At 74.6% G+C, this 23829-nt stretch carries 23 protein-coding genes and 2 pseudogenes; 15 read left to right on the forward strand and 10 right to left on the reverse strand.

The features are described 5' to 3' along the window. Positions 1-288: 288 nt before the first annotated feature. Complete coding sequence (locus tag ACZ462_RS04560; protein WP_467809360.1) at positions 289-1254, forward strand: ion transporter; 966 nt, start codon at positions 289-291, stop codon at positions 1252-1254. 227 nt (positions 1255-1481) lie between these two features. Then, positions 1482-2534, forward strand: a complete 1053-nt coding sequence (locus ACZ462_RS04565) for a PI-PLC domain-containing protein (protein WP_467809359.1) — start codon at positions 1482-1484, stop codon at positions 2532-2534. Positions 2535-2584: 50 nt separating this feature from the next. Here ACZ462_RS04565 and ACZ462_RS04570 read toward each other — a convergent pair whose 3' ends face one another. After that, positions 2585-3730 carry a LuxR C-terminal-related transcriptional regulator gene (locus ACZ462_RS04570; protein WP_467809357.1) on the reverse strand — a complete coding sequence of 382 codons (1146 nt, stop codon included), beginning with the start codon at positions 3728-3730 and terminating at the stop codon, positions 2585-2587. Positions 3731-3886: 156 nt separating this feature from the next. Between ACZ462_RS04570 and ACZ462_RS04575 the strand changes: the two genes are divergently transcribed. The 3 genes from ACZ462_RS04575 (at position 3887) to ACZ462_RS04585 (ending at position 5728) form a co-directional block, all read left to right on the forward strand. After that, positions 3887-4072 carry a hypothetical protein gene (locus ACZ462_RS04575; protein ID WP_467809356.1) on the forward strand — a complete coding sequence of 62 codons (186 nt, stop codon included), beginning with the start codon at positions 3887-3889 and terminating at the stop codon, positions 4070-4072. Positions 4073-4610: 538 nt separating this feature from the next. Further along, the gene (locus ACZ462_RS04580; protein WP_467809355.1) at positions 4611-5138 is read left to right on the forward strand and encodes a stress protein; all 528 of its coding nucleotides are present in this window, start codon (positions 4611-4613) and stop codon (positions 5136-5138) included. A gap of 71 nt (positions 5139-5209) precedes the next feature. Beyond that, positions 5210-5728 carry a stress protein gene (locus tag ACZ462_RS04585; protein ID WP_467809354.1) on the forward strand — a complete coding sequence of 173 codons (519 nt, stop codon included), beginning with the start codon at positions 5210-5212 and terminating at the stop codon, positions 5726-5728. 100 nt (positions 5729-5828) lie between these two features. On the opposite strand, the gene ACZ462_RS04590 is transcribed toward ACZ462_RS04585, so the two are convergent. Further along, positions 5829-7727: a copper resistance CopC/CopD family protein gene (locus tag ACZ462_RS04590; protein WP_467809353.1), complete on the reverse strand. Its 1899-nt coding sequence runs from the start codon at positions 7725-7727 to the stop codon at positions 5829-5831. Positions 7728-7933: 206 nt separating this feature from the next. Next, positions 7934-8272, reverse strand: a pseudogene (locus tag ACZ462_RS04595) (ATP-binding cassette domain-containing protein); the annotation flags it as partial. 197 nt (positions 8273-8469) lie between these two features. On the opposite strand from ACZ462_RS04595, the gene ACZ462_RS04600 reads away from it, so the two are divergent. From ACZ462_RS04600 to ACZ462_RS04620, 5 genes are all read left to right on the forward strand, one after another. After that, positions 8470-9837: an MBL fold metallo-hydrolase gene (locus ACZ462_RS04600; protein WP_467809352.1), complete on the forward strand. Its 1368-nt coding sequence runs from the start codon at positions 8470-8472 to the stop codon at positions 9835-9837. Between the two features lie 45 nt (positions 9838-9882). Then, positions 9883-10242 carry a rhodanese-like domain-containing protein gene (locus tag ACZ462_RS04605; protein WP_467809351.1) on the forward strand — a complete coding sequence of 120 codons (360 nt, stop codon included), beginning with the start codon at positions 9883-9885 and terminating at the stop codon, positions 10240-10242. Beyond that, a complete protein-coding gene (locus ACZ462_RS04610) occupies positions 10239-10985 on the forward strand; it encodes a sulfite exporter TauE/SafE family protein (protein WP_467809350.1) in 747 nt (248 codons plus the stop codon). Before ACZ462_RS04605 ends, ACZ462_RS04610 begins: the two co-directional genes overlap by 4 nt. A 74-nt stretch (positions 10986-11059) precedes the next feature. Further along, a complete protein-coding gene (locus ACZ462_RS04615; RefSeq protein WP_467809349.1) occupies positions 11060-11632 on the forward strand; it encodes a rhodanese-like domain-containing protein in 573 nt (190 codons plus the stop codon). A 65-nt stretch (positions 11633-11697) separates the two neighbouring features. Continuing rightward, complete coding sequence (locus ACZ462_RS04620; protein ID WP_467809348.1) at positions 11698-11964, forward strand: metal-sensitive transcriptional regulator; 267 nt, start codon at positions 11698-11700, stop codon at positions 11962-11964. A 117-nt stretch (positions 11965-12081) separates the two neighbouring features. Here ACZ462_RS04620 and ACZ462_RS04625 read toward each other — a convergent pair. Then, a pseudogene (locus ACZ462_RS04625) lies at positions 12082-12321 on the reverse strand (respiratory nitrate reductase subunit gamma); the annotation flags it as partial. An 83-nt stretch (positions 12322-12404) separates the two neighbouring features. Between ACZ462_RS04625 and ACZ462_RS04630 the strand changes: the two are divergent. Beyond that, entirely contained in the window at positions 12405-13430 is a 1026-nt protein-coding gene (locus tag ACZ462_RS04630; protein WP_467809347.1) for an Acg family FMN-binding oxidoreductase, read from the forward strand. Positions 13431-13452: 22 nt separating this feature from the next. Here ACZ462_RS04630 and ACZ462_RS04635 read toward each other — a convergent pair whose 3' ends face one another. From ACZ462_RS04635 to ACZ462_RS04655, 5 genes are all read right to left on the reverse strand, one after another. Continuing rightward, positions 13453-13902: a pyridoxamine 5'-phosphate oxidase family protein gene (locus ACZ462_RS04635; protein ID WP_468251362.1), complete on the reverse strand. Its 450-nt coding sequence runs from the start codon at positions 13900-13902 to the stop codon at positions 13453-13455. A gap of 67 nt (positions 13903-13969) precedes the next feature. Further along, on the reverse strand, positions 13970-15502 hold the full coding sequence (locus ACZ462_RS04640) for a YfcC family protein (protein ID WP_467809924.1): 1533 nt from the start codon (positions 15500-15502) through the stop codon (positions 13970-13972). Position 15503: 1 nt separating this feature from the next. After that, entirely contained in the window at positions 15504-16454 is a 951-nt protein-coding gene (locus tag ACZ462_RS04645) for a carbamate kinase (protein ID WP_467809922.1), read from the reverse strand. 19 nt (positions 16455-16473) lie between these two features. Further along, the gene (gene argF / locus ACZ462_RS04650) at positions 16474-17475 is read right to left on the reverse strand and encodes an ornithine carbamoyltransferase (protein WP_467809921.1); all 1002 of its coding nucleotides are present in this window, start codon (positions 17473-17475) and stop codon (positions 16474-16476) included. Between the two features lie 76 nt (positions 17476-17551). After that, positions 17552-18775 (reverse strand): arginine deiminase, encoded by a 1224-nt coding sequence (locus ACZ462_RS04655; protein ID WP_467809920.1) that lies wholly within the window; start codon positions 18773-18775, stop codon positions 17552-17554. A gap of 416 nt (positions 18776-19191) precedes the next feature. Here ACZ462_RS04655 and ACZ462_RS04660 point away from each other — a divergent pair, with 416 nt between their 5' ends. Then, positions 19192-19518, forward strand: a complete 327-nt coding sequence (locus ACZ462_RS04660) for an STAS domain-containing protein (protein ID WP_467809918.1) — start codon at positions 19192-19194, stop codon at positions 19516-19518. A gap of 145 nt (positions 19519-19663) precedes the next feature. After that, positions 19664-20188, forward strand: coding sequence for a pyridoxamine 5'-phosphate oxidase family protein (locus ACZ462_RS04665; protein WP_467809917.1), 525 nt, complete (start codon positions 19664-19666; stop codon positions 20186-20188). A 25-nt stretch (positions 20189-20213) separates the two neighbouring features. Here ACZ462_RS04665 and ACZ462_RS04670 read toward each other — a convergent pair whose 3' ends face one another. Further along, the gene (locus ACZ462_RS04670; RefSeq protein WP_467809916.1) at positions 20214-21938 is read right to left on the reverse strand and encodes a sensor histidine kinase; all 1725 of its coding nucleotides are present in this window, start codon (positions 21936-21938) and stop codon (positions 20214-20216) included. Between the two features lie 205 nt (positions 21939-22143). On the opposite strand from ACZ462_RS04670, the gene ACZ462_RS04675 reads away from it, so the two are divergent. Then, positions 22144-22908, forward strand: a complete 765-nt coding sequence (locus ACZ462_RS04675) for a sigma 54 modulation/S30EA ribosomal C-terminal domain-containing protein (RefSeq protein WP_467809915.1) — start codon at positions 22144-22146, stop codon at positions 22906-22908. Positions 22909-22968: 60 nt separating this feature from the next. Continuing rightward, on the forward strand, positions 22969-23727 hold the full coding sequence (locus ACZ462_RS04680) for a universal stress protein (protein ID WP_467809914.1): 759 nt from the start codon (positions 22969-22971) through the stop codon (positions 23725-23727). Positions 23728-23829 lie beyond the last annotated feature (102 nt).

Genomic DNA, 23829 nt, shown 5'->3' on the forward strand with positions numbered 1-23829 from the left:
GTTGGGCCTGCACGGCGGGCACGACTGGGGGCTCACGGGGCTTCCGTACGCGCCCCAGCGTGCGCGGGGGGCGCGCACGGATGGCCGCGGCGGCCTCACCCGATGGTGTGAGAAAGCCGGTTCAATCCACTCCTGGGGGTGAGCGCACGCAGGCGGAACGCGCCCGAACTGTCACGATCGCCGCCGGTGACGCATCCGCTGCCGCCTCCGCGTCCGCGCCGCCGCCGTGCAGCGGACCGGGCACGGGCGGGCGGGCACCGCCCGCTCCCGACCGTTCGAGGACCACGCTTGACTGCCATCGCCCCCTCCGCCCCGGCCCGCATCCGCCTGGCCGCACGCTGCCGGACCGCCGTGGACTCCCGCGCCTTCGGGATCGGCGTCCTCGCGCTGATCCTGTGCAACGCGGTGCTGCTCGGGGCCGAGACCTACAGCGGGTTCGCCGCCGCGCACCGGCCGCTGCTGTCCGGTGCCGAGACCGCCTTCCTCGCGCTGTTCGCCCTGGAACTCGCCCTACGCGCCGCGGCGTGCGCCGACCGGCCGACGGCCTTCCTCCGCGACCCGTGGAACCTCTTCGACCTGGCGGTGCTCCTGGCCGCGTGCCTGCCCTTCGTACGGGAGAACACCAGCCTGCTACGGCTGCTGCGGGTGACCCGCGTCCTGCGGACGGCCCGCTTCCTGCCGCAGCTGCGGGTGCTGTTCCTCGCGGTGGCCCGCGCCGTCCCCGGCACGCTCAGCTTCCTGTGCATGGGCGCGCTGATCGTGTACGTGTACGCGATGGTGGGCTGGCTGTGCTTCGCCGCCTCGGACCCGGCGCACTTCGGATCAGTGGGCCGTGCCTGCCTCACCCTGTTCCTGCTGACGACCATGGACGGCTTCGGGGACGCGGTGCGGTCGGGGCTGGAGCTGTCGCGGCTCACCCTCGTGTACTACGCCTCGTATGTGCTGCTGGCTTCGTTCGTGCTGGTCAACGTGTTGATCGGGGTGGTGCTGGGTTCGCTCGAAGAGGCCCGGGAGGAGGAGCGGCAGGCCCGCCTGGGCCTCAAGCAGCGGAGCCGCCCCGAGGGGGACCCGGCCGTCCAGGCCGCCGAGCTGCGGGCCCGCCTGGCGGAGGCCCGGCGGGCGCTGGACGCGCTGGAGGGCGCCCTGCCCGGAGCCGCGGCGCCACCGGCGGCGGTGCGGTCCGGCCCGCCGTCCCCGGCGGGTCCCCCGGTCCCGGCCGAACTGACCGCGGCGGCCGGGCGGCCGCCCGCCTGACACCCCGAGCCCGCTCGCCCGCCCTGGCCCGCAGGCCCGTCGCCCGCGCGCTCCCCGGCTGACGGGCGCGGCCGGTCTGGCGGCTCGGCGGGCGGGCCTGGCGGCTGCCGGTCCCGGTGCACCGGTGGTTGTCGGGCCTGGGCTTGTGCTGCAGGGCCGGCCGTCGGTTATCGGCCGAACGCGTCCGCGTGCGGGCCGTTCGCAGGAGGACGCGCTACCCTCTGCGCATGATTGACATGGACACGCCTTTCGGGCGCCGCGTCCGCCGGCGCAGAGCCGGCCTCACCGGCCTGCTGTGCCTCCTCCTGCTGACTCTCCTCGGCGCCGCTCCGCCCGCGCCGGCCGCCCCCGGCCCGGCAGGGCCCCGCAAGGGCGTCGACGCGGCGGCCGCCGCCGCGCGCTGGGGCGACCGCCGCCTCGACGACGCCGCCTTCCTGACCACCCACAACGCCTTCACCAACTACGAGGACTCCCGCTGGAGTTCGGTGAACCAGTCCGAGTCGGTGCGCGCCCAGCTCGACAACGGCGTCCGCGGCCTCAGCCTGGACACCCACTGGTACGAGCGCAGCACCTGGCTGTGCGTCATCAGCTTCGGCAGCGACTGCTACCCCAGCGACGTCTACCTGTGCCACGGCGACTGCAAGGCCTTCGCCGGCGCCACGTATGCCCTGCCGCGGCAGTCCTTCCACGGCACGATGCAGACGGTGGTGGACTTCCTCACCGCGCACCCGCAGGAGGTCGTCACCGTGTTCCTGGAGGACTACGTCAGCGCCGAGCAGCTGGGCAGCTCCCTCTCCCGGGTCCGCGGGCTGTCCGAGCTGCTGTTCCGGCCGGACGAGTGGGGCGTGCGGCAGCACGGCTGGCCGAAGGTCGCCGACCTCGTCACGGCGGACAAGCGCCTGCTGGTCTTCTCCGACCGCTCCGACCGCGAGCACATGGGCGTCATGTACGACCGGTCGTGGACGGTGAGCAATTACTGGAGCCTCGGCGACCTCGGCAACGACCTCGCGTGCGTCACGCGCTGGCCGGACGTGCCCCTGGACCGCCGGGAGCCGGGCTTCCGGCGGCTGTTCACGATGAGCCACCACCGCAACGTGCCGACCGTCCTCACCGCGGCCCTGGACAACGGCGCCAAGCTGCGGAACCGCATCGCCGAGCAGTGCCGCCCGGCGGCGGGCGGCCGCAGTCCGAACTACGTGTCGGTGGACTTCCACCGCCTGTCGGACGGCACGGGCCACACCCCGGCCTCGATCGTCGCCGAACTGAACGCCGTCCCCTGACTGCCGCCGCACCGGGGGTCCCCCGCAGCCCCCGGCACGGCTTCGGAAGGTCAGCCGCCGGCCGCGGCGTGGCGGGCAGCCTCCGGCGGGGCCGGCTCGGGCGCCACCTCCGCCGGCCCGGCCCCGTCGAGGGCGCCGCGGGAGCGGCGCGCCAGGAGGTAGCCGGCCTGGAAGCGGCTCTCGGCGCCGAGTTCGTCCATCAGCTCGGCGATGTGCCGGCGGCAGGTCCGCAGGGACATTCCGAGCCGCCGGGCGATCTGCTCGTCCTTCGCGCCGTCGGCCAGCCGCGCGGCGATGGTGTCGTGCAGCTGGGCCGAGGTCGCCGCCGTGTACGCGGCGCCGTACGGCTCCGCGAGGCTCCACGCGTGGCCGAAGACGGAGCGGAGGAAGGCGACGGCGGACGGCTCGCGCAGCACCACCGCCGCGTCGGGGTTGTCCCACACCGGCAGGAAGGCGGTGGTCCGGTCGAAGACCAGCATCTTGCCGAAGAGCTCGCCCAGGGTGCGGACTTCGGCGCCGGCCGCGGTCACCGCCTGCACGTACTCCTGGGTGCCGGCGCTGTAGCGGGAGGTGTGCTGGTAGAGGGTGTGCATGCGGACGCCGCGCCGCAGCATCTCCAGGTCGCGGGGCAGGGCGCGCTCCAGGTAGCCGGGCGGGCGGCCGCCGCCCGGCTGCACGGTGAGCACCTCCTCGGTGCAGCGGGCCGCCGCGTCGGAGATCAGCAGCATGACCCGGTCGCGGGATTCGACGACCTCGACGGCTCCCGTGTCGGCTCCGCGCCGGTAGGCCTCCTCGTACAGCGGGATGAGCGCGCCGATCCTGGCCCGGGTGCGTTCGAGTGCCTCCAGGCGGCGGCGCAGGGCGTTCTCCTCCGGGCCGACGAGTTCGGCCGTCGCGGTGTAGGGGCTGACGGCGCGCAGCGGCGCGGCCGGGGCCCCGGGGTCGCGGACGACCAGCCGGCTGCGGGTGAGTTCGGCGGCTGCCCGCTCCGCCGCGTCCTCGTCCAGCCCGAGTCCGGCGGCCAGGTCCGCGGCCGGCGCCGGGCCGTGCTCCAGCAGCCGCGCGTAGAGCCGGAGTGCTGCGGGACCGAGGTCGCCCGGCTCGTGCGGCGGCTCCTCGTGCCCGGGTTCGGGGGCCGCCGCCCGTAAGCGGCCCCTGCCGCCACCCGACACCCCCGTTTGCTGCTTTCTGTCCAAATTTGCCACCCCTCTCTTTCGTGCCACGCACCTTGCTGAGGGCCGCCCGCCCTGGACCGGGAGTTCTCCCCCGGGTGATTCTTGAGCCGTCGGAAAGGAAAGACGCCGACAGGATTCTCCGCTCGGAATTCACGCCCAGGTCCTCAGGAGTTCAGCATGAAGTTCACCCGGTTCCTCTGTGCGGCGGCGCTCGCCACGGTCATTACGGGCGGCCTTGCGGCCACAGCGGTGCCCGCCGGCTACACCGGTGCCATTTCGGCGAAGCCGCCGGCCCCCTGCGACAGCCGGCCGGGGGACACCGAGTGGACGAACCCCGCGACCCACTGCCCCCCGGTCCTCTAGAGCCCGTCCGGCCCTACCGGGTTCCGATTCACGCGAAAGTCGTTGGAAAGACCCGATGCCGAAGCCCTCTCCCGGCCGCCGGGAACAGCGTTTTCCCTGGTGGCCGGCCCTCTCGGTGCTCTGCGCAGGGTCCTGCGCGGTCCTGCTGCTCCGGCGGGCCGCCGGCGCTCTCCCTTCGCCGGCGGGCCGTTTCGGCGGCGCCCGCCGCCCCTTCCGGGACGACGCCGCCGCGCATCTCACCACCTCGTGGTGACGAAAAGCACCCCGCCGCCTCCACGGCCCGAAAGGTCCATCGAGTAAATCAGCAGTACGGCCCGGCGGAAGGCCCCGCCGAAGGGGATCGGCCGAAATCGGCCCGATGTCCTCTCTTTCTCCGGCCGGCCCCCCGGGGCGGTACGCGGGCCGGCCCCCGGCTCCGTAAATCCGGCGCCCCGGCCGCGGTATCCACCCGAAGTCTTTCACCTTGTTCCGCCCAACGGCCTCACGGCCTCCGCACGCCCGAAAAATCATCGGACTGGCGTCCAAAAGGAGAAATTTCATGTCCCTCAACCGCAAGCGCATCGCCCTCGCGATCGTCAGCTCCGTCGCCGCCGCCGGCGTCCTGCTCCCCGCCACCGCCTCGTACGCCGTCGAGACGCCCGCGGCGCAGCCCCGGCCGGCCGCGGTGCAGGCGGTCACCCCGGGCGAGGCCGGCGCCCTCGCGGGCAAGGTCGACGTGGCCTCCGCGGTCCTCGACATCACCCAGAAGATCCTCAACATCGTCACCGAGGCGATCGAGCGCAAGCAGAACCGCTCCGGCTACGTGAAGTCCCTGATGGAGGGCGCCTTCTACGAGACCGGCCAGCGCTACAACGTCATGGTCGTCAACGACGCCAACCGGCACACCGCCCATCTGAACGGCATCGTCTACGACGCTAAGGTCAGCGGCATCCACGGCACGTACCGGGTGATCGTCTTCGAGTCGGGCCAGTTCACCAACCACGGCGACGGCGGCTGGATCAACTGGGCCTTCCGCGGCTGGTTCGACCGCGACGGCGGCCACGTCAACTTCCGCCGCTCCTGGTAACCCGCGCCGGCACACGCACCCCCGGCCCCACCCCTTCGGCAACCAGCCCTCACGGAAAAGGACTTCCTTCCATGCGCCGCAAGACCACCCTCGCCACGCTCGCCCTCACCGCCGCCGTCCTGACCGGGGCGGCCGCGGTCCCGGCCCAGGCAGCCGAACGCCCCGCCTCCGCCTCCACCGCCGCCCCGGCGCCCGACTCCTCCCCCGCCGCAGCGCCGGCGGCCGACAAGAGCGTCACCGTCACCGTCTCCATGGACCAGATGGGCCGCGGCAAGGCGATCGCCGACGCGCTGCGCGGCATCAAGACCGGTGACCGGGGCTCCTTCGTCCAGCAGGCGGTCGACAAGGCCTTCGACGCGGCCGGCGGCCGGCACAACGTGATGCTGTTCAACCTGAGCCACAACTACGACGACCGCTTCAGCGGGACCCGGGTCTACGCCAACGTCCAGTGGGGCAACGTCCACTACGGTCTGTGGATCTTCGAGTCGGGCCAGTTCACCAACAACGGCGACGGCGGCTGGATCAACTGGGGCTTCCGCGGCTGGTTCGACCGCGACGGCGGCCACGTCAACTTCCGCCGCTCCTGGTAGCCCGCGCCCCGCGCGCCGTCCGGCGGCCCCCTCCGGCTCCTTTCATGGAGCCGGGGAGGGGCCGCCGGCGCCCGCGTTTCGCGGCCCGGCGGGCGGCCGCTCACTTCGGCCGCCCCGTGACGGGCACCGGGGCGCGGACCGTCGCCTGGTCGATGTCGCCGGTGCGGACGGTGATGGCGGCGGTCCACTCGCCCGGCACGGGCAGCCGCAGGTCGTAGGCGGCCCAGTACCCCTTCCGGTCGGTGAGCTTCGCGTCGATCGGTCCGATGTCCAGGGCGTTGTGGGTGAGGTCGACGCGGATTTCGGGCACGGCCGCGAGGCCGCCGTCCTCGGTGAACACGACGGCCTCGACCGAGTTCTCCCCGACGCGTCCCGGCGACAGCGTGACCTGCACCGTGCCGCGGTGTCCGGCCGTCCCCGTGTCGAAGGGGACCGTGACCACCCGCACCTGCGGCCCCCGCGCGGCCGCCGCCTCGGCGCTCCGCACGGCGGCGCGGCCGGGCTGGGTCCCGGTGAGCACGGTGGTGACCGCCAGGACCAGGACGCCCAGTGCGGCTTCGGCGGCCACGGTGCGGCGCAGGCGCCGCCGCTGCTGCCCCTCCGTCCCGTCGGGCGCCGGCGGGCCGGCCCTGTCGCCGGCGGCCGGCACGCCGGGCACCGGGGCCGGGCCCGCGGGAGCCGTCCCCGCCCCTGCCAGGGCCGGCTCCCGGGGCCGCTCGGCCCCGGTATCCGCAGCCGTCGCGTCGGCCGTGTCGACGACGCGGGCGGCCAGCCGCCGGGAGAAGGACGCCGCCCACAGCATCAGGATCACGACGGCGGTCTTGACGAGGAGGGTCCTGCCGAAGGAAGTGGCGGACAGCGCCTCCCAGGAGCCGACCTGCCGCCACGACTGGTACAGGCCCGTGCCGGCCAGGACGGCGACGGCCCCGAAGGCGAGCGTCGAGAAGCGTCCGACCGCGGAGGCGGGCACGGCAGGGCCGCCGGCCCTCCGGCGCCCGAGGACGGCCGCCAGCGTGACGAGGCCGCCCAGCCAGACCCCCATGGCCAGCAGGTGCAGGACGGAGGCGGGGACGGCCAGCGGTACCTGGACCCCGGCGGCGGCGTGCTCGGCGGCGGCCCAGGTCAGCGAGAGGCCCAGCGCGAGCCCCGCCGCCGCCCGGCGGACCCGGCGGCCGGGGCGCCACTCCTCCGCCCGTCCGCCCTCCGGATCCCCGGCCCGGCCGGACAGCCGCCGCAGCAGTACGGCCGCCCCGCCGAGCAGGAGGAGGCGTACGACGAGCGCTCCCCCGGGCTTCCCGGTGGCGGTCCGCCCCAGCAGGTCCGGGTCGAACGCCGCCGTCAGCGGACCGCCGGTCTCGTACGGGCCCCGCAGCAGCAACAGGGCGGCGGTGGACACGGCGAGCGCCGCCCACCCGGCGGCCAGCAGCCGGCGCACCGGGCGCAGCGCCGCGGCGCCGGGCCAGCACACGAGGACGAACGCGGCGGCGCCGACGAGGAGGGCGAGCCCGCCGTACGCGACGAGGCGGAACACCCCGTGGACGCGGGCGGCCGCGGTGTCGCCGGCGGACGTGTCAGGCACCTCGGTGGCGGTCTCGGACGGTTTGCCCACGGAGAAGACGAACGCGCCGGAGATGGGGTGCCCGTCGGCGGAGACGACCCGCCACGCCACCGTGTACGTGCCCTGGGCGAGCCCGTCGGCGAGCTCCACCCGGCCGGTGTTGCCCTTGCCGTCGGCGTGCTGCGCGGGGCGCGGGTTGACCCGTTCGTTGTCCGGGGACAGCACCCGGAGCGAATCCTCGGAGAGGCCGACCGTCTCGGTGAAGGTCAGCGTGACGTGCGCGGGCGCCGAGGCGAGGACCGAGCCGTCCGCAGGGTCGGATCCCGTGAGCCCGGAGTGGGCGGAGGCCGTGCCGGCCCCGCCGAGGAGCAGGGCGGCCACGGCTGCGACCAGCGCCAGGACGGCGAGGGGTGTCCTGGCGGGCGGCGATCCGGTGTGCATGGGCGGGCGGCCTCCGGGGTGGGGTGCGTCGGCGGCGCCACGGCGGGGCGGGGCGCTGCGCGTGCCGGGCTGTGGACGCTAGTACCGCGGAAGCGCCCCCGGCCCGGCTTGAGCAACTTCCGCCAAAGAACCGCCCGGGTCCGCCCGAACCGCTTGCCTTGGCGGGCGTGCCGTGCGAGGGAGCGGAGCGTGCGCGAGGGCAGGCCGCCCACCAGGCCGAGCCGGTCGAGCAGCCGGTCGGCCCGGGCCGCGGCTGCCGCGGTGCCGAGCCCGCGGATGCGGCCCATGTGCGTGAGGTATGCCGCGGCCGACATGCGTTCGTTCGGGGAGAACCGGTCCGGGACGTATCCGACGACGGGTGGCCGCGCGGCCACCGTGCCGCGGGTGGGCCGGGAGAGGCCGGCCGCGATCCGCAGCAGCGTCGACTTCCCCGATCCGTTGCCGCCCGTGAAGGCCACGACCTCCCCGGGCGGGGCCTCCACGTCCACGTCCCGCAGGATCCAATCGCCACGGCCGTAGCGCTTGCCCACCGCCTCGAGGCGCAACAACCGCCCTCCCCCCGTCCCGTACGACACCGCCCGTGTCCGGCACGTTACCGGGGCGGGTCGGCCGCCGGGGTGCGGGCGGCCGGTGCGGGAGGGGCATCCGGTTCGCCGCGCCGCGTCAGCGATACCCCCGGGGGTACTCGTGCTAGTCTCGAAGACATACCCCCGGGGGTAATAATTCGGGCGAAAGGAGCATCGTGTACTTCATCGACACCATCGACACCGAAGGTCTCGGAAACCGCAGCTATCTGGCGGGCGGCGCGGAGACCGCGGTGGCGGTGGACCCGCCGCGCGACGTCGACCGGGTGCTGGCGGCGGCTGCCGCCCGAGGGGTGCGCATCTCGCACGTGGTGGAGACGCACGTCCACAACGACTACGTCACCGGAGGGCCGGACCTCGCCCGCATCACCGGCGCCGCCTACCTCGTGCCCGCCGCCGCCCGCGTCGCCTTCGCCCGCACCCCGGTCGCCGACGGCGACGTGGTGGCCGTGGACGACGGGGTCGCCCTGCGGGCGATGGCCACGCCGGGCCACACCCCGCACCACACCTCCTACGTCCTGGAGGACCGGGGCCGGGTTGCTGCCGTGTTCACCGGCGGTTCGCTGCTGATCGGCTCGGTCGGCCGTCCCGACCTGGTGGAGCCGAGGCTGACGGAACAGCTGGCACGCGCCCAGCACGCGTCCGCGCACCGGCTGGCGGCCGAACTGCCGGAAGAGACGCCGGTGCTGCCCACCCACGGGTTCGGGAGCTTCTGCTCCTCCTCGCAGGCCGAGGGCGAGGCCACGACCATCGGCAAGGAGAAGGCCGTCAACGACGCGCTCGTCAAGGACGTCGACTCCTTCGTCGCCGGCCTGCTGGCCGGGCTGGAGGACGTGCCCGCCTATTACGCGCACATGGGCCCGGCCAACGCCGAGGGCCCCGCGCCGGTCGACCTGACCGCGCCTCCGCTGGCCGACGCCGCCGAGATCGCGGAGCGGCTGGCCGCCGGGGAGTGGGTGGTGGACCTGCGCAACCGGATCGCGTTCGCCCGGGGCCACGTCGCCGGCTCGTTCAACTTCGAGGCCGACGGCAAGATCGCCACCTATCTCGCCTGGATGATCCCGTGGGGCAAGCCCGTGACCCTCCTCGCCGAATCGCCCGGGCAGCTCGCCGCGGCCCAGCGGGAGCTGGCGCGCGTCGGCATCGACCGTCCGGCCGCGGCCGCGACGGGCCGCGTCCGCGACTGGCTGCCGGCCGGCAGCACCCCGCGGTCCTTCCCCCGCGCCACCTTCGCCGACCTCGCGGCCCGGCACCCCGGCCCGGACGTGGTCCTCGACGTGCGCCGGGACTCCGAACGCGCCACGGGCTGGATCGAGGGCTCCGTGCACATCCCCATCCACCACCTGCACCGCCGCCTGGCCGACGTGCCGGCCGGACGGGTGTGGGTGCACTGCGCGGGCGGCATGCGGGCGGCCATCGCCGCCTCCCTGCTGGACGCCGCAGGCCGCGACGTCGTCGCGGTGGACGACTCCTTCGAGGCCGCCGCCGACGCCGGACTGCCCCTCACCTCCGGCACCGCCGGCTGAACCACGACCCTCCCGGCTGCCACCGGGACACCGGAAGGAACACCGATGCCCCTCCTCCGCCGCACCCCCGCCCGCCTCACCCCCGATGAGGCGCACCGGCGCACCACCGACGGCGACGCCGTCCTCCTCGACGTGCGTGAGGACGCCGAGTGGGACGCCGGCCACGCCCCCGGCGCCGTGCACGTGCCGCTCTCCCGGCTGGCCGCCGGTGCCGGCCTGCCCGCCGCGGCCCAGGGCCGGCCCCTGGTGGTGATCTGCCGCTCGGGGCGGCGATCACAGCAGGCCGCCGGGCTCCTCGCCGGCCGCGGAGCGGAAGCCGTCGACGTCGAGGGCGGCATGAGCGCCTGGGCGTCGGCCGGGCTGCCGGTCACGGGCGCCCGCGGAAGCCGCGGCCGGACAGCGTGAGCACCCTCGTCCTCGCCCTCGCCGCCGGGGCCGTCATCGGCCTGGCCCTCGGGGCGCTGGGAGGCGGCGGCAGCGTCCTGGCCGTTCCCGTCCTGATCTACCTCCTCGGCTTCACCCCGGCCGCGGCCGCCACGGCCTCCCTGATCATCGTCAGCGCGACCTCCGCGACCGCCCTCGCCACCCATGCCGCCGCAGGCAACGTCCGCTGGAAGACCGGCGCGCTGTTCGCCGCGGCCGGCATCCTGCCCGCGGTCGCGGCGGGCACCCTGTCCGCCCGGCTGCCCGCGGCGCTGCTCACCGCGGCGTTCGCGGTGATCGCGGCCGTCGCGGCCATCGCGATGCTCCGGCCCTCCGGCCCCGCCCCGCCCCTCGCGCCCGTGCGGCCCGCGCGGGCCGCCGGCGCGGGTGCCGGACTCGGCGCGCTCACCGGGTTCCTCGGCGTCGGCGGGGGCTTCCTCGCCGTCCCCGCCCTCGTCTCCGTCCTCGGACTGCGCATGCGCGCCGCCGTGGGCACCAGCCTCCTGGTCGTCACGGTCAACTCCCTGGCCGCGCTCGCCGCACGGGCCGGCACCCAAGCGCCGCTCCACTGGGCGGTGGTCGCCCCCTTCGCCGGAGCGGCGATGCTCGGAGCGTGGGACGGACGGCGCCTCGCCGCCAAGGTCTCCGGATCCGCCCTGCAGCGGGTCTTCGCGCTCGCGCTCCTCGCTGTCGCCGCCCTCATGCTCGTCGACTCCCTCCGCTGACCGGCCCGGCCCCGGCCCGCCCCGCGGGCCGCCCCCACCGGGCACCACCGAGAAGAAGCAAGGAACACCAACCCATGTCCACTCCCCCCGCCCTCGACACCGGCGAGGCCCGCGCCCGCCTCCACGAACTGATCGTCCTGGACGTCCGGACCCCCGGCGAGTACGCCACCGGCCACCTCCCCGGCGCCCTCAACATCCCCCTCGACCACCTCGACCGGGCGCTCCCCGACATCCGCCACGCGGCCCGGCGCGGCGACCTCCTCGTCGTCTGCGCCTCCGGCGCCCGCTCCGAGAGCGCCTGCCGCACCCTCGCCGCCCACGGCATCACCACCGCCACCCTCACCGGCGGCACGGCGGCCTGGGCAGCCGACGGCCACACCCTCCACCACCCCGGCGGGACCCGGCGCACCGCCTGGGCCATGGAGCGCCAGGTCCGCCTCACGGCCGGCGCCGTCGTCCTGGCCGGCCTCGCGCTGGGCCGCCTGCGCCCCGCCTTCCGCCTCGCCTCCGCGGGTATCGCCGGCGGCCTGGTCTACTCGGCCCTGACCGACACCTGCGGCATGGCGGCCCTCCTCGCCAAACTCCCCCACAACCGCCCCCACCGGGGAGACCTCTCCGCCACCCTCGCCGCACTCCGGGCGGCCTGACCACCGACCCCCCATACCCCCTGGGGTACCCTGGAGAGAGAACGCACGACGCCTGGAGGCAACTGGTGAAAGTCGATGACGACGCGGTCAGCTCGGTCCTCAACCGGCTGCGCCGCGCCCAGGGACAGCTCGCCGGCGTCATCGCCATGATCGAGGCCGGCCGCGACTGCAAGGACGTCGTCACCCAGCTCGCCGCCGTCTCCAAGGCCCTGGACCGCGCCGGCTTCAAGATCGTCGCCAGCGGCATGCGCCAGTGCATGGCCGAAGCCGACCCGGACCGGGCCCCCATGACCGAGGCGGAGCTGGAGAAGCTCTTCCTCGCCCTCGCCTGACGAACCCCCGAACGGCCCGGCTCCAGCAGGAGCCGGGCCGCCGCGGCTCCCCGGTCGCGGCCTGGCGGCCGCTTCCGCGGACGTCGGGGCCGCCGCCGGTGCGGTGCGCCGCCGGTGGACCAGGGAGGTCCGGACCAGGTAGCCGACGGGGGCGCTCCCCACGTGGCCGAGGCGGGTGAAGAGCCAGGTGGCGAAGAGCAGGAACGCGGTCAGGGCGTGCAGCCGGAACAGCAGCAGTGCTCCCGCGATGGCCTCCGGCCGCGGTTGGAGGGCGAACAGGCCGCGGACCGTCCGCTGCCGGCACCTGCCCGCACCGTCCGGCGCCGCCCGGCGGGCGAGGCCGGACGGCCCGCCGATCGGGGCCGATCACCCCTGCTCCGCGGTGGGCGGGCAGCGCAGCATGGACGGCACCGGAGAAGTGCCTCGCCGAGGGAGCCGCCATGACGACCCGACACGTCGACGCCGCAGCCGTCCATGCCCTGCTGGCCGCGGCGGTGGCAGCGCCGTCGATGCACAACACCCAGCCCTGGCGGTTCGGCCTGGCCCCGGACATCCGGTCGGTCGAGGTCCGCGCCGAGCGGGGCCGGCGACTGCCGCTGGCCGATCCCCAGGACCGTGCCGGGTGTCTGGCCGCGGGTGCGGCCGTCTTCAATCTCCGTGTGGCGGCGGCACACCTGGGCTGGGATGCCCGTGTACGGCTGCTGCCCGATGCGGCCGATCCCGCGCTGCTGGCCACCGTGCAGCTGGCCGAACCCGCAGGAGCCGGCCCGTGCCCGCCCCTGGGGGACCTGTACGAGGCCGTGGAGCGCCGCCACACCAGCCGGATGCCCTTCACCGGCCGCCCGGTGCCGGACGCGGTCGTGGCCGACATGGTCGGGGCCGCGCGTGCCGAGGGCGCACGGCTGGAGGTCCCGGGCATCCCGGAGACGCGGCGCCTGCTGCGGCTGACCCAGGCCGCCGAGGACCGCAACGCGGGCCACCCGGGCCGCATGGCCGAGGCGCGCACCTGGATCACCGCCCCGGGGGCGGACACCGCCTACGGCATTCCGGTCACCGCACTGGGCGCGCAGGACGCCTCCGGGCGCATACCGGTGCGGGATTTCACCGGGCCGCTGCCCCTGCCGCATCTGCCCGCCCTGCGCTTCGAACGCCACGCGCAGGTGGCGCTGCTCTGGACGCCCGACGACCGGCGCCGGGACTGGCTGCGGGCGGGTCAGTCACTCCAGCGCGCGCTGCTCACGGCGACCGTCCACGGGGTGCGGACCTCGATGCTGCACCAGGCCATGGAATGGCCGGACCTGCGGGCCGCCGCGGCCGGTTCGCGGCGGCGTTGCCGCCCGCAGCTGCTGATCCGCTTCGGGTACGGCCCGGACGGCGGCCGCACGCCGCGCGCGCTCCCGGCTCGCGGGGCCGGTTCCGCGCTGGAGCCGCGCGCCTCCCATCCGGGGAAAGGGGCGGCAGGCTGACGCCGTGCAGCCGGCCGCGAGCTCAGCGCGGCCGGCTGCGGTCCGCAAGCCGCGGGCCGACGCCGGCCGCGCTGAGCTCGCGGCCGGTGACCATCTCGGATGCGATCCGCACGAACACGGCCTCCCGCAGCGGCATCCACGGCGCGGGGCCGGCCTGCGCCAGCCGCTCGTGCTCGGCGGAGTCGGTCACCACGGTGGCCCGGCCGGTGACGACCACGCTCCAGCCGGACCGGGTTGCCGCGTCGAACTCGTCCGCCTGGAAAGCGACGACAGCGCCGTTGACGGCGCGTACGAGGTCCGAGTCCGGTGAGGTCCGCAGCAGCACGGAAGCGTCCGTGTCCAGGAAGAAGTTCAGGGGCAGGACCGCAGGTAGCGCCTGACTGGTATAGACCACACGGCCCACCGGCACCCGGGCGAGCAGGCGCAGGCTCTCCTGCCGGCCGAGCGCGCGAAAGGCATTGTTCCCGAACATGGGTCCATCGTCCCCGCGGCGGGGGCGAGGGGGTAGGGCCGACCGGCCCTCCCTCGCCCCCGCCCGTTCAGCCGGCCAGGGCGCCCAGGACCAGGAATCCGCACACGACCGCGAACAGGATGCCCATCAGGGGCGCGACGAAGCGCAGGTACCGGTCGTAGCCGACCTTGGCCAGTGCCAGCCCGCCCATGACGACGGCGGAGGTCGGGGTGACCAGGTTCACCCACCCGGAGGCGGACTGGTAGCCGGTGACCGCCAGGGCGCGGCCGACGCCCGCGAAGTCGGCCAGCGGCGCGAGGATCGGCATGGCGAGCGCGGCGTGGCCGGAGGAGGACGGCACCAGGAAGGCCAGGGGGATGTTGACGAGGAACATCAGGGCGCCGAAGACACCGGACGAGGTGCCGGACAATGCGCTGTGCAGGGCGTCGAGGACGGTGTCGGTCACGGCCGCGTTGTTCATGATGACGGTCACCCCGCGCGCCAGCATGACGGTCATCGCCGCTCCGACGAAGTCACCGGCCCCTTCGGTGACGGCGCCGGCCGTGCCCTTCTCGCCGAGTCCGCCGACGAGCCCGACGAGGATCGCGGCGACGAGGAACAGGGCGGCGAGTTCGGGGAAGTACCAGCCGAGGGTGGGCAGGAAGGTGATGTGCAGGTCCGCCCACGGGACCACCGCGAAGATCATGAACAGGAAGGTGCCGGCGAAGAGGCCGAGGACCAGCCGCCGGCGGCCGGAGAGGGCCTCCGCCTGCTCGTCCCCGCCCGCGAGCAGGCGGTCGTCGTCGGTGGCGGGTGCCAGGGACCGCGCGGGGTCGTCGAGGACCCGCCGGGCGTACCGGACGATGTGGGCTGCCGCGATCGCCGTGACACAGGCCCACATCGCCAGCCGCAGCAGGATGCCGTCCCCGGTGCCGATGCCCGCGCCGGCGGACGCGACGCCGGTGGCGAACGGGTTCACCGTGGAGGCGAGGGTGCCGACGCCGGCGCCGACCATGATGACGGCCGCGGCCACCATCCGGTCGTAGCCGAGCCTGAGCATGAGCGGGACCATGAGCCCGTAGAAGCCGAGCGTCTCCTCCGCCATGCCGTAGGTGGTGCCGCCGAGGGAGAACACGGTGACGAGCACCACGAGCAGCAGCGTCCGGTGGCTCCGGAGGCGGTGCGCGAGCCGTGCGACGCCCGCGGTGAGGGCCCCGGTGCGCACGGTGGCGGTGATGAACGCGCCGACCGCGAGGATGAAGAGGAACACGCCCGCCGCGCCCGCGAACGCCCCGTCGGCGCCGGGGGCCGTGAGGCCGGTTTCCGCGTCCGTCACCCCGTACAGGCCGTTGACCGGTGACAGGAACAGGTCCTTCAGCCGGTCCCAGAAGCCTGTCGACACCTCCACGGGGTGGTACGTGCCGGGGACGGGGCTGCCGTCCTCCGTGTCGTAGCGGCCGGCGGGTATGACGAAGGTGAGCGCCCACACGGCGACGGTGACGGCGATCAGTACGGTGAAGGCCGAGGGGAAGCGGAAGCGGCGGGCCGGGTCTCGGGGCTCGTCCGCCGTGAACGCCGCTTCGGCGGAGGTGGTCGCTCCGGGCGGGCTGCTGGTCGTCATCTCATCTGTCCTGGGGGGTGTCGGAGCGGAGCTGCGCGGGGCGGCCGCCGGGGGTGACGACGGTGCCGGCGGCACCGTCGAGGATGGCTCGGGCGTCTTCGAGGGCGCCGATGGCGGCCGTGCCGCCGGTCAGTTCGACGAAGCGGCACACGGCGTCGACCTTGGGTCCCATCGATCCCGCCGGGAAGCGGTGCGAGCGCAGGAAGGCGGGTGTGGTGCGGCCGATCGGTGTCGCCTCGGGGGTGCCGTGTCCGAGTTCGACGTGGGGTACGTCGGTGAGCAGGAGCAGTGCGTCGGCGTCGAGCGCCTCGGCCAGCAGGGCTGCCGTCAGGTCCTTGTCCACGACGGCCTCGACCCCGGTGAGCCGCCCATCGTCGTCCCGGATCACGGGTACTCCCCCGCCGCCGGCGCAGACGGCCACGGCCCCGGACTCCAGCAGCAGGCGGATCAACCGGGTTTCGACGACGCGTTGGGGGCGGGGCGAGGGGACGACGCGCCGGAAGTGCGGGCCGTCCTGGCGGACCGTCCAGCCGTGCGCGGCGGCGAGCCGTTCGGCCTGTGCCCGCTCGTAGACCGGGCCGACGAACTTCCGGGGGTCCTCGAAGGCGGGGTCGGCGGCGGACACGAGGGTCTGGTTCAGCAGGGCGCAGACCTGCCGGCCGGGCAGGGCGTTCTGCAGGGATTGCAGCAGCCAGTAGCCGATCATGCCCTGGGTCTCCGCTCCGAGGACGTCGAACGGGTAGGGGCTGCTCAGGGAGTGGTCGGCCGCGCTCTGGAGGGCGAGTACGCCCACCTGGGGGCCGTTGCCGTGGGTGATGACGAGTTCGTGGTCTTGGGCCAGGGGCGCCAGTGCGGCGACGGCCGTGCGGACGTTTGCCAGTTGGACGGAGGCGTCCGGGCGTTCGGTGCGGCGGAGGAGGGCGTTGCCACCCAGGGCGACGACGACACGCATGAGGGTCTCCCGGGTCCGGTCAGTCGGCGAGGGTCGCGACGAGGACGGCCTTGATGGTGTGCAGCCGGTTCTCCGCCTGGTCGAAGACGATGGAGTGGGGCGACTCGAACACCTCGTCCGTCACCTCCATGGCCGTCATGCCGGTCCGCGCGGCGATCTTCGCCCCGACGGTGGTGTCGCTGTCGTGGAAGGCCGGCAGGCAGTGCATGAACTTGACCCTGGGGTTGCCGCTGGCCCTGAGGACGTCGGTGGTGACCTGGTAGGGCTTCAGCAGGGCGATCCGCTCGTCCCACAGCTCCGCCGGCTCGCCCATGGACAGCCACACGTCCGTGTAGACGAAGTCGACCCCGGCCACGCCCTCGGCCACGTCCTCGGTCACGGTGACGCGTGCTCCGGTGGAGGCGGCGATGCGGAGGGCCTCCTCCACCACGTCGGGCGCGTTGTGCAGGGAGCGCGGCCCGACCATGCGGACGTCCATGCCGAGCATGGCCGCGGTGATCAGCAGGGAGTTGCCGACGTTGTTGCGGGCGTCGCCGAGATACGCGAAGGACACCTGGTCCAGGGGCTTGTCGGTGTGCTCCCACATGGTGAGCACGTCCGCGAGCGACTGGGTGGGGTGCCACTGGTCGGTGAGCCCGTTCCACACGGGGACGCCGGCGTGCCGGGCCAGCTGCTCGACCACGCTCTGGTCGCTGCCCCGGTACTCGATGCCGTCGTAGTAGCGGCCGAGGACACGGGCCGTGTCCTTGACGGACTCCTTGTGGCCGAGCTGGGAGCCGGCGGGGTCCAGGTAGGTGACGTGCGCGCCCTCCTGGTGGGCGGCGACCTCGAAGGCGCAGCGGGTGCGCGTGGACGTCTTCTCGAAGATGACGGCGATGTTCTTGCCGCGCAGGTGCGGTTCTGCCTTTCCGGCGGAGCGGGCGGCCTTGAGCCGGGCGGACAGCTCCAGCAGGTGTCGGAATTCGTCGGCGGTGAGGTCGAGCTCCTTGAGGAACGGGCGGTGGCGCAGCGTGCCGGGCATGGCGACTCCTGGTCGGCTCGGAAGGAAGGAAGGAAAGGGAGGGGAGAGGAAGAGAGGGGTGCGGAACGGGCCGCGGTCAGGCGGCGTCGCGCTCGATGGGGCAGCTCATGCAGCGGGGGCCGCCGCGGCCCCGGCCGAGCTCGCTGCCGCGGATGGTGATGACTTCGATCCCGTTCTTGCGCAGGTGGGTGTTGGTGGTGACGTTGCGCTCGTAGGCGACGACCACGCCGGGTTCCACGGCCAGGACGTTGCAGCCGTCGTCCCACTGCTCCCGCTCCGCCGAGCGGACGTCCTGACTCGGTGCGAGCACCCGGATCGAGTCGAGGCCCAGGGCCTCGGCGATGGCCTGGTCCATGTCGCCGGGCGCGTGCTCGGTGATCTTCAGTCCCTGCCCGTCGGGGCCGGGTTCGATCGTGGAAGCGGGGAGCGCGCCGAGTCCGGCGTACCGGGTGAACGTGTCCCCGCTGACCATCGTCATCACGGTGTCGAGGTGCATGAAGCTGCGGCTCTTGGGGAGGTCGAGTGCCACGACACGGCGGGCGGAGCCCTCGGCGAACATCCTGAGCGCCAGGTTCTCCACGGCCTGGGGCGTGGTGCGCTCGCTCAGGCCGACCAGTACGGCGCCGTTGCCGATGACCAGGACGTCGCCACCCTCGATGGTGGCCGGGTAGCCGGCCTGGCCGTCCGACCACCGGTGGAACTCGCCCTTCTCGAACAGCGGGTGGTGCCGGTAGATCGCTTCGAAGTGGACGGTCTCGCGGCGCCGCGCCCTCTTCTTCATGGGGTTGACGCTCACCCCGTCGTACACCCAGCAGGAGGTGTCACGGGTGAAGAGGTGGTTGGGCAGCGGGGCGAGGACGAAGTCGTCGGGAGCCGCCGCGTGCAGCCGTACGCTGGTCAAACTGCCCGTACGGCCGAGGAGTTCCCGCTTGGTCACGCCTCCGATGAGGCAGGCGACCAGTTCGGCCGGCTCCAGGGTGTCGAAGAAGGCGTGGATGCGGTCGGTCGCCAGCGGCCCGAACTCCCGGGGGTCGAAGACCCGCTCCAGCACGAGCGACCTCGCGGCCGGAAGCGCCAGGGTCTCGGTCAGGAGATCCGCGAGGAGGTGGACTCGGACGCCGCGGTCGCGGAGGGTGTCGGCGAACGCGTCGTGCTCCTCCCTGGCCCTCTTGACCCACAGCACGTCGTCGAAGAGGAGCGCGTCCTTGTTGCCGGGCGTGAGCCGCTTGAGTTCCAGGTCGGGCCTGTGCAGGACGACCTGCCTGAGCCGACCGGTCTCGGACGCGACGTGAAAGGGCATGGTGTCCTCCGGGGCGTGGAATCGGGGGCCGCGCGGCCCTGTCCGGCGGGCTGGTGCCCTGGTGCCGTGCGGTGCGCAGCGATGTCATGAACCTTGTCATCGGCGGGAGCCGGCCACGGGGCGGCAACGGTCCCGGCCCGCGGCCCGACCGGTCACGGGTCGGCGCGGACGGGGCGGCCCGCCGGATCGGGACCTGCGGCCCTGGCGGGCCGGGGCGGGATCTGCGGGACGGCGCGGATCCGGCGGCCGGCCGGTGCTGTGCCGCGCAGCCGCGCGGCAGTCCCGTCGTGGACGGCCGGGAGGGACCTTCGGCCCTCCGCCGGGGGCCTGCGGACCTGTTCCGCTCCCGCGGCCGGGTGGTGGGCTTTCGAGGTGGGCGACGTATCTTCCGCCCCTTGAGCCAAGGAAGGCAGTCCATGACCACCACCCCCATCAGGCTGACGGCGCAGGTGCAGGACAACGGGTCGACGGCTCTGGCTCTCGCCGGTGAGCTCGACCTGGACACCGCCACGCGGATCGAGCCGGAGTTGATGTCGGCGACGGCGCGCGACGGCATAGACGTCGTCGTGGACCTGGCCGGCCTCACCTTCTGCGACGCAGCCGGGGCGGAGCTCTTCCTGCGTCTGCAGCGGCGGTGCGCCACCGGCGGGGGCCGGCTCAGCCTGCGCCGCGTCCCCCGCCTGCCGGGTACGGTCCTGCGCGTCCTGGGGGTGGACCGCGCGATCCCGTGCACGTTCGCGTGAGGGGCGGGACGGCCCGACGGGCACGGGCGGTCGGGGGGCCTGTCGAAAGGTCCGTTCGGCCCTGGTACGGGGAGGCGGATACGGAAACGCTGGGTGTCAGGACCGGGAGGATCAGGCCTCACAGTCGCAGTGAAGGGTGCGCACGATGAACGACCACGCGCGGGACGCGGGGGTTCGCCGCGAGGCGGCGCCGCGGTATCCGGCGCCTCTGTCGCGGACCGAGGCGCTGCGGCTGCTGGGGAGCGTCCCGCTGGGGCGGATCGTGTTCACGCACCAGGCGCTGCCCGCCGTCCGCCCCGTCAACCACTGCCTCGACGGCGACGATCTCGTCGTCGGCATCCACGACGGTACGACGCTCGCCTCCCTGACCTCTCCCGCCGAGGGCCCGGGCCTGGTCGTGGCGTACGAGGCGGACGCGATCGACACGGACTCCCGCACGGGCTGGAGCGTGGTCGTCACGGGATACGCACGCCTGGTGACGGATCCCGGCCTGCTGGACCGCTACCGGTTCGTGCTCCGGCCCTGGGTGGCGGGGGTCATGGACCACGCCCTGCGCATCCGGCCCGACATCGTCACCGGTTTCCTGCTGCTGCCCGACCCGCTGGTCGCGGCCTCGCCCGCGGCCGCAGGCGCCCCCGGCGGGGCCGCTGCCGTGCCGCCCTCCGACTGATCCGGGGGCGGCACGGCAGCCGGGGTCACACGCCGCCGGCGGCGGCCAGGGGGGCCCGCCACACGAGGCGGGCGCCGCCCGTCTCCGGGCCTTCGACGACGAACGTTCCGCCGACCGCGCGCGCCCGCTCCTCCAGATTCCCGAGGCCGCTGCGCCGACCGCCTTCGGGGATGCCCCTGCCGTTGTCGGCCACGGTGAGGATGACCTCCTCGGCGGTGGCCTGGACGTTGACCTCCACGCGCGTGGCGTGCGCGTGCCGGGCCGCGTTGCTGAGCGTTTCCGTGAGCGCCGCCATGACGTGGTCCGCCACCTGCGTCGGCACGTCGGTGTCGAGCAGGCCCTCCATGCTGAGCCGCGGCGGGTAGCCGAGGGCCGAGGCGGCCTCGCCGACGGCACGGGCGACCTGGGCGCGCAGGCTGGGCCCCGCGTCCTCGTCGCGGGCCCGCAGGCCGAAGATCGTCGAGCGGATGATCTTGATCGTTTCGTCCAGGTCGGCGACGGCCCGCTCTACCCGCTCGGCGGCCCCCTTGTGCTCGACCAGCCGTGCCGCGCTCTGGAGGGTCATGCCGGTCGCGAAGAGCCGCTGGATCGCCAGGTCGTGGAGGTCGCGGGCGATGCGGTCGCGGTCCTCCAGCAGCGCCACCTGCTCGGCGTCGTGCCGGCGTTCGGCCAGTTCCAGCGCGAGGGCGGCCTGGCCCGCGAAGGCGAGCAGGGGGTCGAGCTCCTCGTCCGTGAAGACCGCGCCGTCCGCGGTGCGCGCCAGCAGCAGGACGCCGCGGGTGCCCTCGGCTCCCGTGCCCAGGGGCACCGCCACGGCCGGTCCCAGATCCTCGAACCGCCGAAGGCCGGCGTGGTACTGCGTGTCCTCGGCCAGTGAGGCCGAGGTGACGGGGCTGCCGGACGTGTAGGCGGCGCCGGACAGAGTGCCGTCGACGGGTACCACCAGGCCCTGCCGGGGATCGTCCTCCGCCCCGATCGCCAGCTCCACCACCAGGTCGCCGGTTCCGGGCACCGGAACCGACACGTCCGCGAGGAGCGTCCCGGTGATCTCCTGTGCACGTCGGGCGATCAGTTCGAGGACGGCGAGCCTGGGGCTGCCGGACAGGAGGCTGTTGGTGATCTCCGCGTTGGCCTGGAGCCACCGCTGCTGGCGCTGCGAGTTCTCGTACAGCCGGGCGTTGTCGATGGCCACGCCGGCGGCGACGGAGAGGGTGGCGATCACCGACTCGTCCTCGGCGTCGAAGTCCTGGCCGCCCCGCTTGTCGGTCAGGTAGAGGTTGCCGAAGACCTGGTCGCGCACGCGGATGGGCACGCCCAGGAACGTACGCATCGGCGGGTGGTGCGGCGGGAAGCCGTACGACGCCTCGTGGGCGCCGAGATCGCGCAGCCGCAGCGGTTCGGGGTTGTGGATGATCTCGCCGAGCAGCCCGTGCCCGGCCGGCAGCGGGCCGATCCGCGCGATCTCCTCCTGCGTGAGCCCGGTGGTCAGGAACTGCGACAGCGTCCGGCCGTCCGGCCCGATGACCCCCAGCGCCCCGTAGCGGGCGTCCACGAGTTGGGCGGCGGCCTCGACGATGCGGCGCAGCACCTGCGCCAGGTCGAGTTCGCGGCCCACCGAGACCACGGCTTCCAGGAGGCTGTGGACCCGGTCCCGGGTCCCGCGAGCCGCGTTGATGCGCGCCTGCAGCTCCTCCAGCAGCTCGTCCAGCCGCATCTGAGGCATCCGCGACAACGGCTCCTCCACACCCACAGGACCTCCTCCGAACATCACGCTCTGTACGGCCCCAGCCTATCCAGCCTTTGCGGGCGGTGGTCCCGGACCGGAGAGGGATGCGGCCCGAATCCGTCGGCCAAGTCTGCGGCGAGGGACCGCCGGTGCCCGGACAGGGCCGGTCGGCCCCTGCCCCCGCACCGCGGGCGGCGCCAGGCTGGAGGCGATCAAGGAGGGATCGCAGATGAACCCGATCAAGACCGCCCCGGCCCCCGACGTGCTGGTGGAGCGGCGCGGCCGCGTACCCCGGGGCGCGGACCGCTACGCGTCGCAGAAGCTGCTCGCCGTACTGGAGCACGTGGGCGAGCCCGTTCTGGCGGCCCGCGTGAAGCTCGTGCAGGCAGCGAACCCGGCGATCGTCCGAGCCTCCTCGGCGCAGGCCGTGGTGAACGTGAACGGACGGCCGGTCCGGGCCCATGTGGCGGCGGCCACCATGCACGAGGCCGTCGACCTGCTCCAGGCCCGCCTCACCGCCCGGCTGGCCCGGGCCCGCCGCCGCCCCGCCCCGGCGGCGGTACGGGACGGGGACGAGCACCGCCCGCACCGGCACCACGTGCCCGCGGACGAGCGGCGCATCGTGCGCCACAAGTCGTTCGGCCTGGCCTCCCAGACGCCCGAGGACGCGATCTTCGACCTGGAGGCCATGGACTACGACTTCCACCTCTTCACCGACTCCGCCACCGGGGCCGACAGCATCGTGTACCGCGACGCCCGCACCGGCCACCACCGGGTCTCCTCGGCGGGCGGGACGGGCGCGCCCGTGGCGAGTGAGCCGTGCTGGGAGACGAGTACGGGCCCGGTCCCCCGGACGAGCCTCGCGGAGGCGCGGACGCGACTGGAGCTCACGGGCCTGCCGTTCGTGTTCTTCCTCGACACGGACACCGGCCGGGGCAGCGTCCTGTACCACCGGTACGACGGCCACTACGGCCTCATCACGCCGCGCACCTAGCCAATGCCGGGCGGTCCGCTCCCCGGCGCCGCCTGATCTTCCACCCTCGGAGGGAACCGTATGTCTCGATCCGTCGTTGCGTGGCTCGACGAGTCGGCGGAGTCGCAGGGCGCCGTCGACTGGGCCGCGGAAGAGGCCGGCCTGCGCGGCCTCCCCCTGCGCGTCGTCCACCTCCCCAAGGCCGGTGCCGGCGCGGCCCGGGACGGCGTGCGGGCGTCCGCCGGCGACGCCGCCGTGCTCGTGGTGGGCGCCACGGCGCCGAGCACGTCCGGCGGTCCGGCGGGCCTCCCCGCGGCCACGGCCCTGCTGGCCCGCACCCGGTGCCCGGTCGTCGTCGTCCCGGGCCGGCGGGGCCCGGGGGGAGCGGCGGTACCGGAGGAGGCGGGGTGCGGTCGCGGGACGGTCCGCGCCCGGCAGGACGTCGTACTGGGCCTCGACGTCTCCCGGGCCGACGACGCGGTCCTCCGGTACGGGTTCGAGGCGGCGGCCTCGCGCGGGGCGGCGCTGCACATCGTGTACGGCTGGAGCGTCCCGGGGCCCGCACCGGCCGGTGGTGCCGGCGGCGCGCGCTCCTTCGAGCCCGTCGCGCTCGGCGAGGTCCTGCGGCCGTGGCGGGAGAGGTTCCCCGCCGTTCCCGTCACGGCGGAGTGCGTGATCGGCCGCCCGGTCGACCACCTCGTCGACGCTTCGGCCGACGCCACGCTGGTGGTCGTCGGACACCGTCGGCAGGGCGGTCCCGCCGGTGCCCGGGTGGGTCCCGTCACCCGCGGCCTGCTCCACCGGTCGGCCGCCCCGACCGCGATCGTCCCGCATCCCTGACCCGCCGGGCACAGGCGTGGGGGGGGGGGGGGGGGGGGGGGGGGGGGGGGGGGGGGGGGGGGGGGGGGGGGGGTAGAGGGGGGGGGGGGGGGGGGAGGGAGG

Source organism: Streptomyces sp. NPDC031121 (genome assembly GCF_055570615.1).

Excerpts from the sequence above, each read along its gene's own strand:
- ACZ462_RS04575 (WP_467809356.1), top strand. The coding sequence starts at position 3,887 with ATGAAGTTCACCCGGTTCCTCTGTGCGGCGGCGCTCGCCACGGTCATT.
- ACZ462_RS04640 (WP_467809924.1), bottom strand. The coding sequence starts at position 15,502 with ATGACGACCAGCAGCCCGCCCGGAGCGACCACCTCCGCCGAAGCGGCG.
- ACZ462_RS04580 (WP_467809355.1), top strand. The coding sequence starts at position 4,611 with ATGTCCCTCAACCGCAAGCGCATCGCCCTCGCGATCGTCAGCTCCGTC.
- ACZ462_RS04615 (WP_467809349.1), top strand. The coding sequence starts at position 11,060 with ATGTCCACTCCCCCCGCCCTCGACACCGGCGAGGCCCGCGCCCGCCTC.
- ACZ462_RS04660 (WP_467809918.1), top strand. The coding sequence starts at position 19,192 with ATGACCACCACCCCCATCAGGCTGACGGCGCAGGTGCAGGACAACGGG.
- ACZ462_RS04680 (WP_467809914.1), top strand. The coding sequence starts at position 22,969 with ATGTCTCGATCCGTCGTTGCGTGGCTCGACGAGTCGGCGGAGTCGCAG.
- ACZ462_RS04590 (WP_467809353.1), bottom strand. The coding sequence starts at position 7,727 with ATGCACACCGGATCGCCGCCCGCCAGGACACCCCTCGCCGTCCTGGCG.
- ACZ462_RS04565 (WP_467809359.1), top strand. The coding sequence starts at position 1,482 with ATGATTGACATGGACACGCCTTTCGGGCGCCGCGTCCGCCGGCGCAGA.
- ACZ462_RS04675 (WP_467809915.1), top strand. The coding sequence starts at position 22,144 with ATGAACCCGATCAAGACCGCCCCGGCCCCCGACGTGCTGGTGGAGCGG.
- ACZ462_RS04630 (WP_467809347.1), top strand. The coding sequence starts at position 12,405 with ATGACGACCCGACACGTCGACGCCGCAGCCGTCCATGCCCTGCTGGCC.
- ACZ462_RS04585 (WP_467809354.1), top strand. The coding sequence starts at position 5,210 with ATGCGCCGCAAGACCACCCTCGCCACGCTCGCCCTCACCGCCGCCGTC.
- ACZ462_RS04655 (WP_467809920.1), bottom strand. The coding sequence starts at position 18,775 with ATGCCCTTTCACGTCGCGTCCGAGACCGGTCGGCTCAGGCAGGTCGTC.
- ACZ462_RS04665 (WP_467809917.1), top strand. The coding sequence starts at position 19,664 with ATGAACGACCACGCGCGGGACGCGGGGGTTCGCCGCGAGGCGGCGCCG.
- argF (WP_467809921.1), bottom strand. The coding sequence starts at position 17,475 with ATGCCCGGCACGCTGCGCCACCGCCCGTTCCTCAAGGAGCTCGACCTC.
- ACZ462_RS04645 (WP_467809922.1), bottom strand. The coding sequence starts at position 16,454 with ATGCGTGTCGTCGTCGCCCTGGGTGGCAACGCCCTCCTCCGCCGCACC.
- ACZ462_RS04635 (WP_468251362.1), bottom strand. The coding sequence starts at position 13,902 with ATGTTCGGGAACAATGCCTTTCGCGCGCTCGGCCGGCAGGAGAGCCTG.
- ACZ462_RS04605 (WP_467809351.1), top strand. The coding sequence starts at position 9,883 with ATGCCCCTCCTCCGCCGCACCCCCGCCCGCCTCACCCCCGATGAGGCG.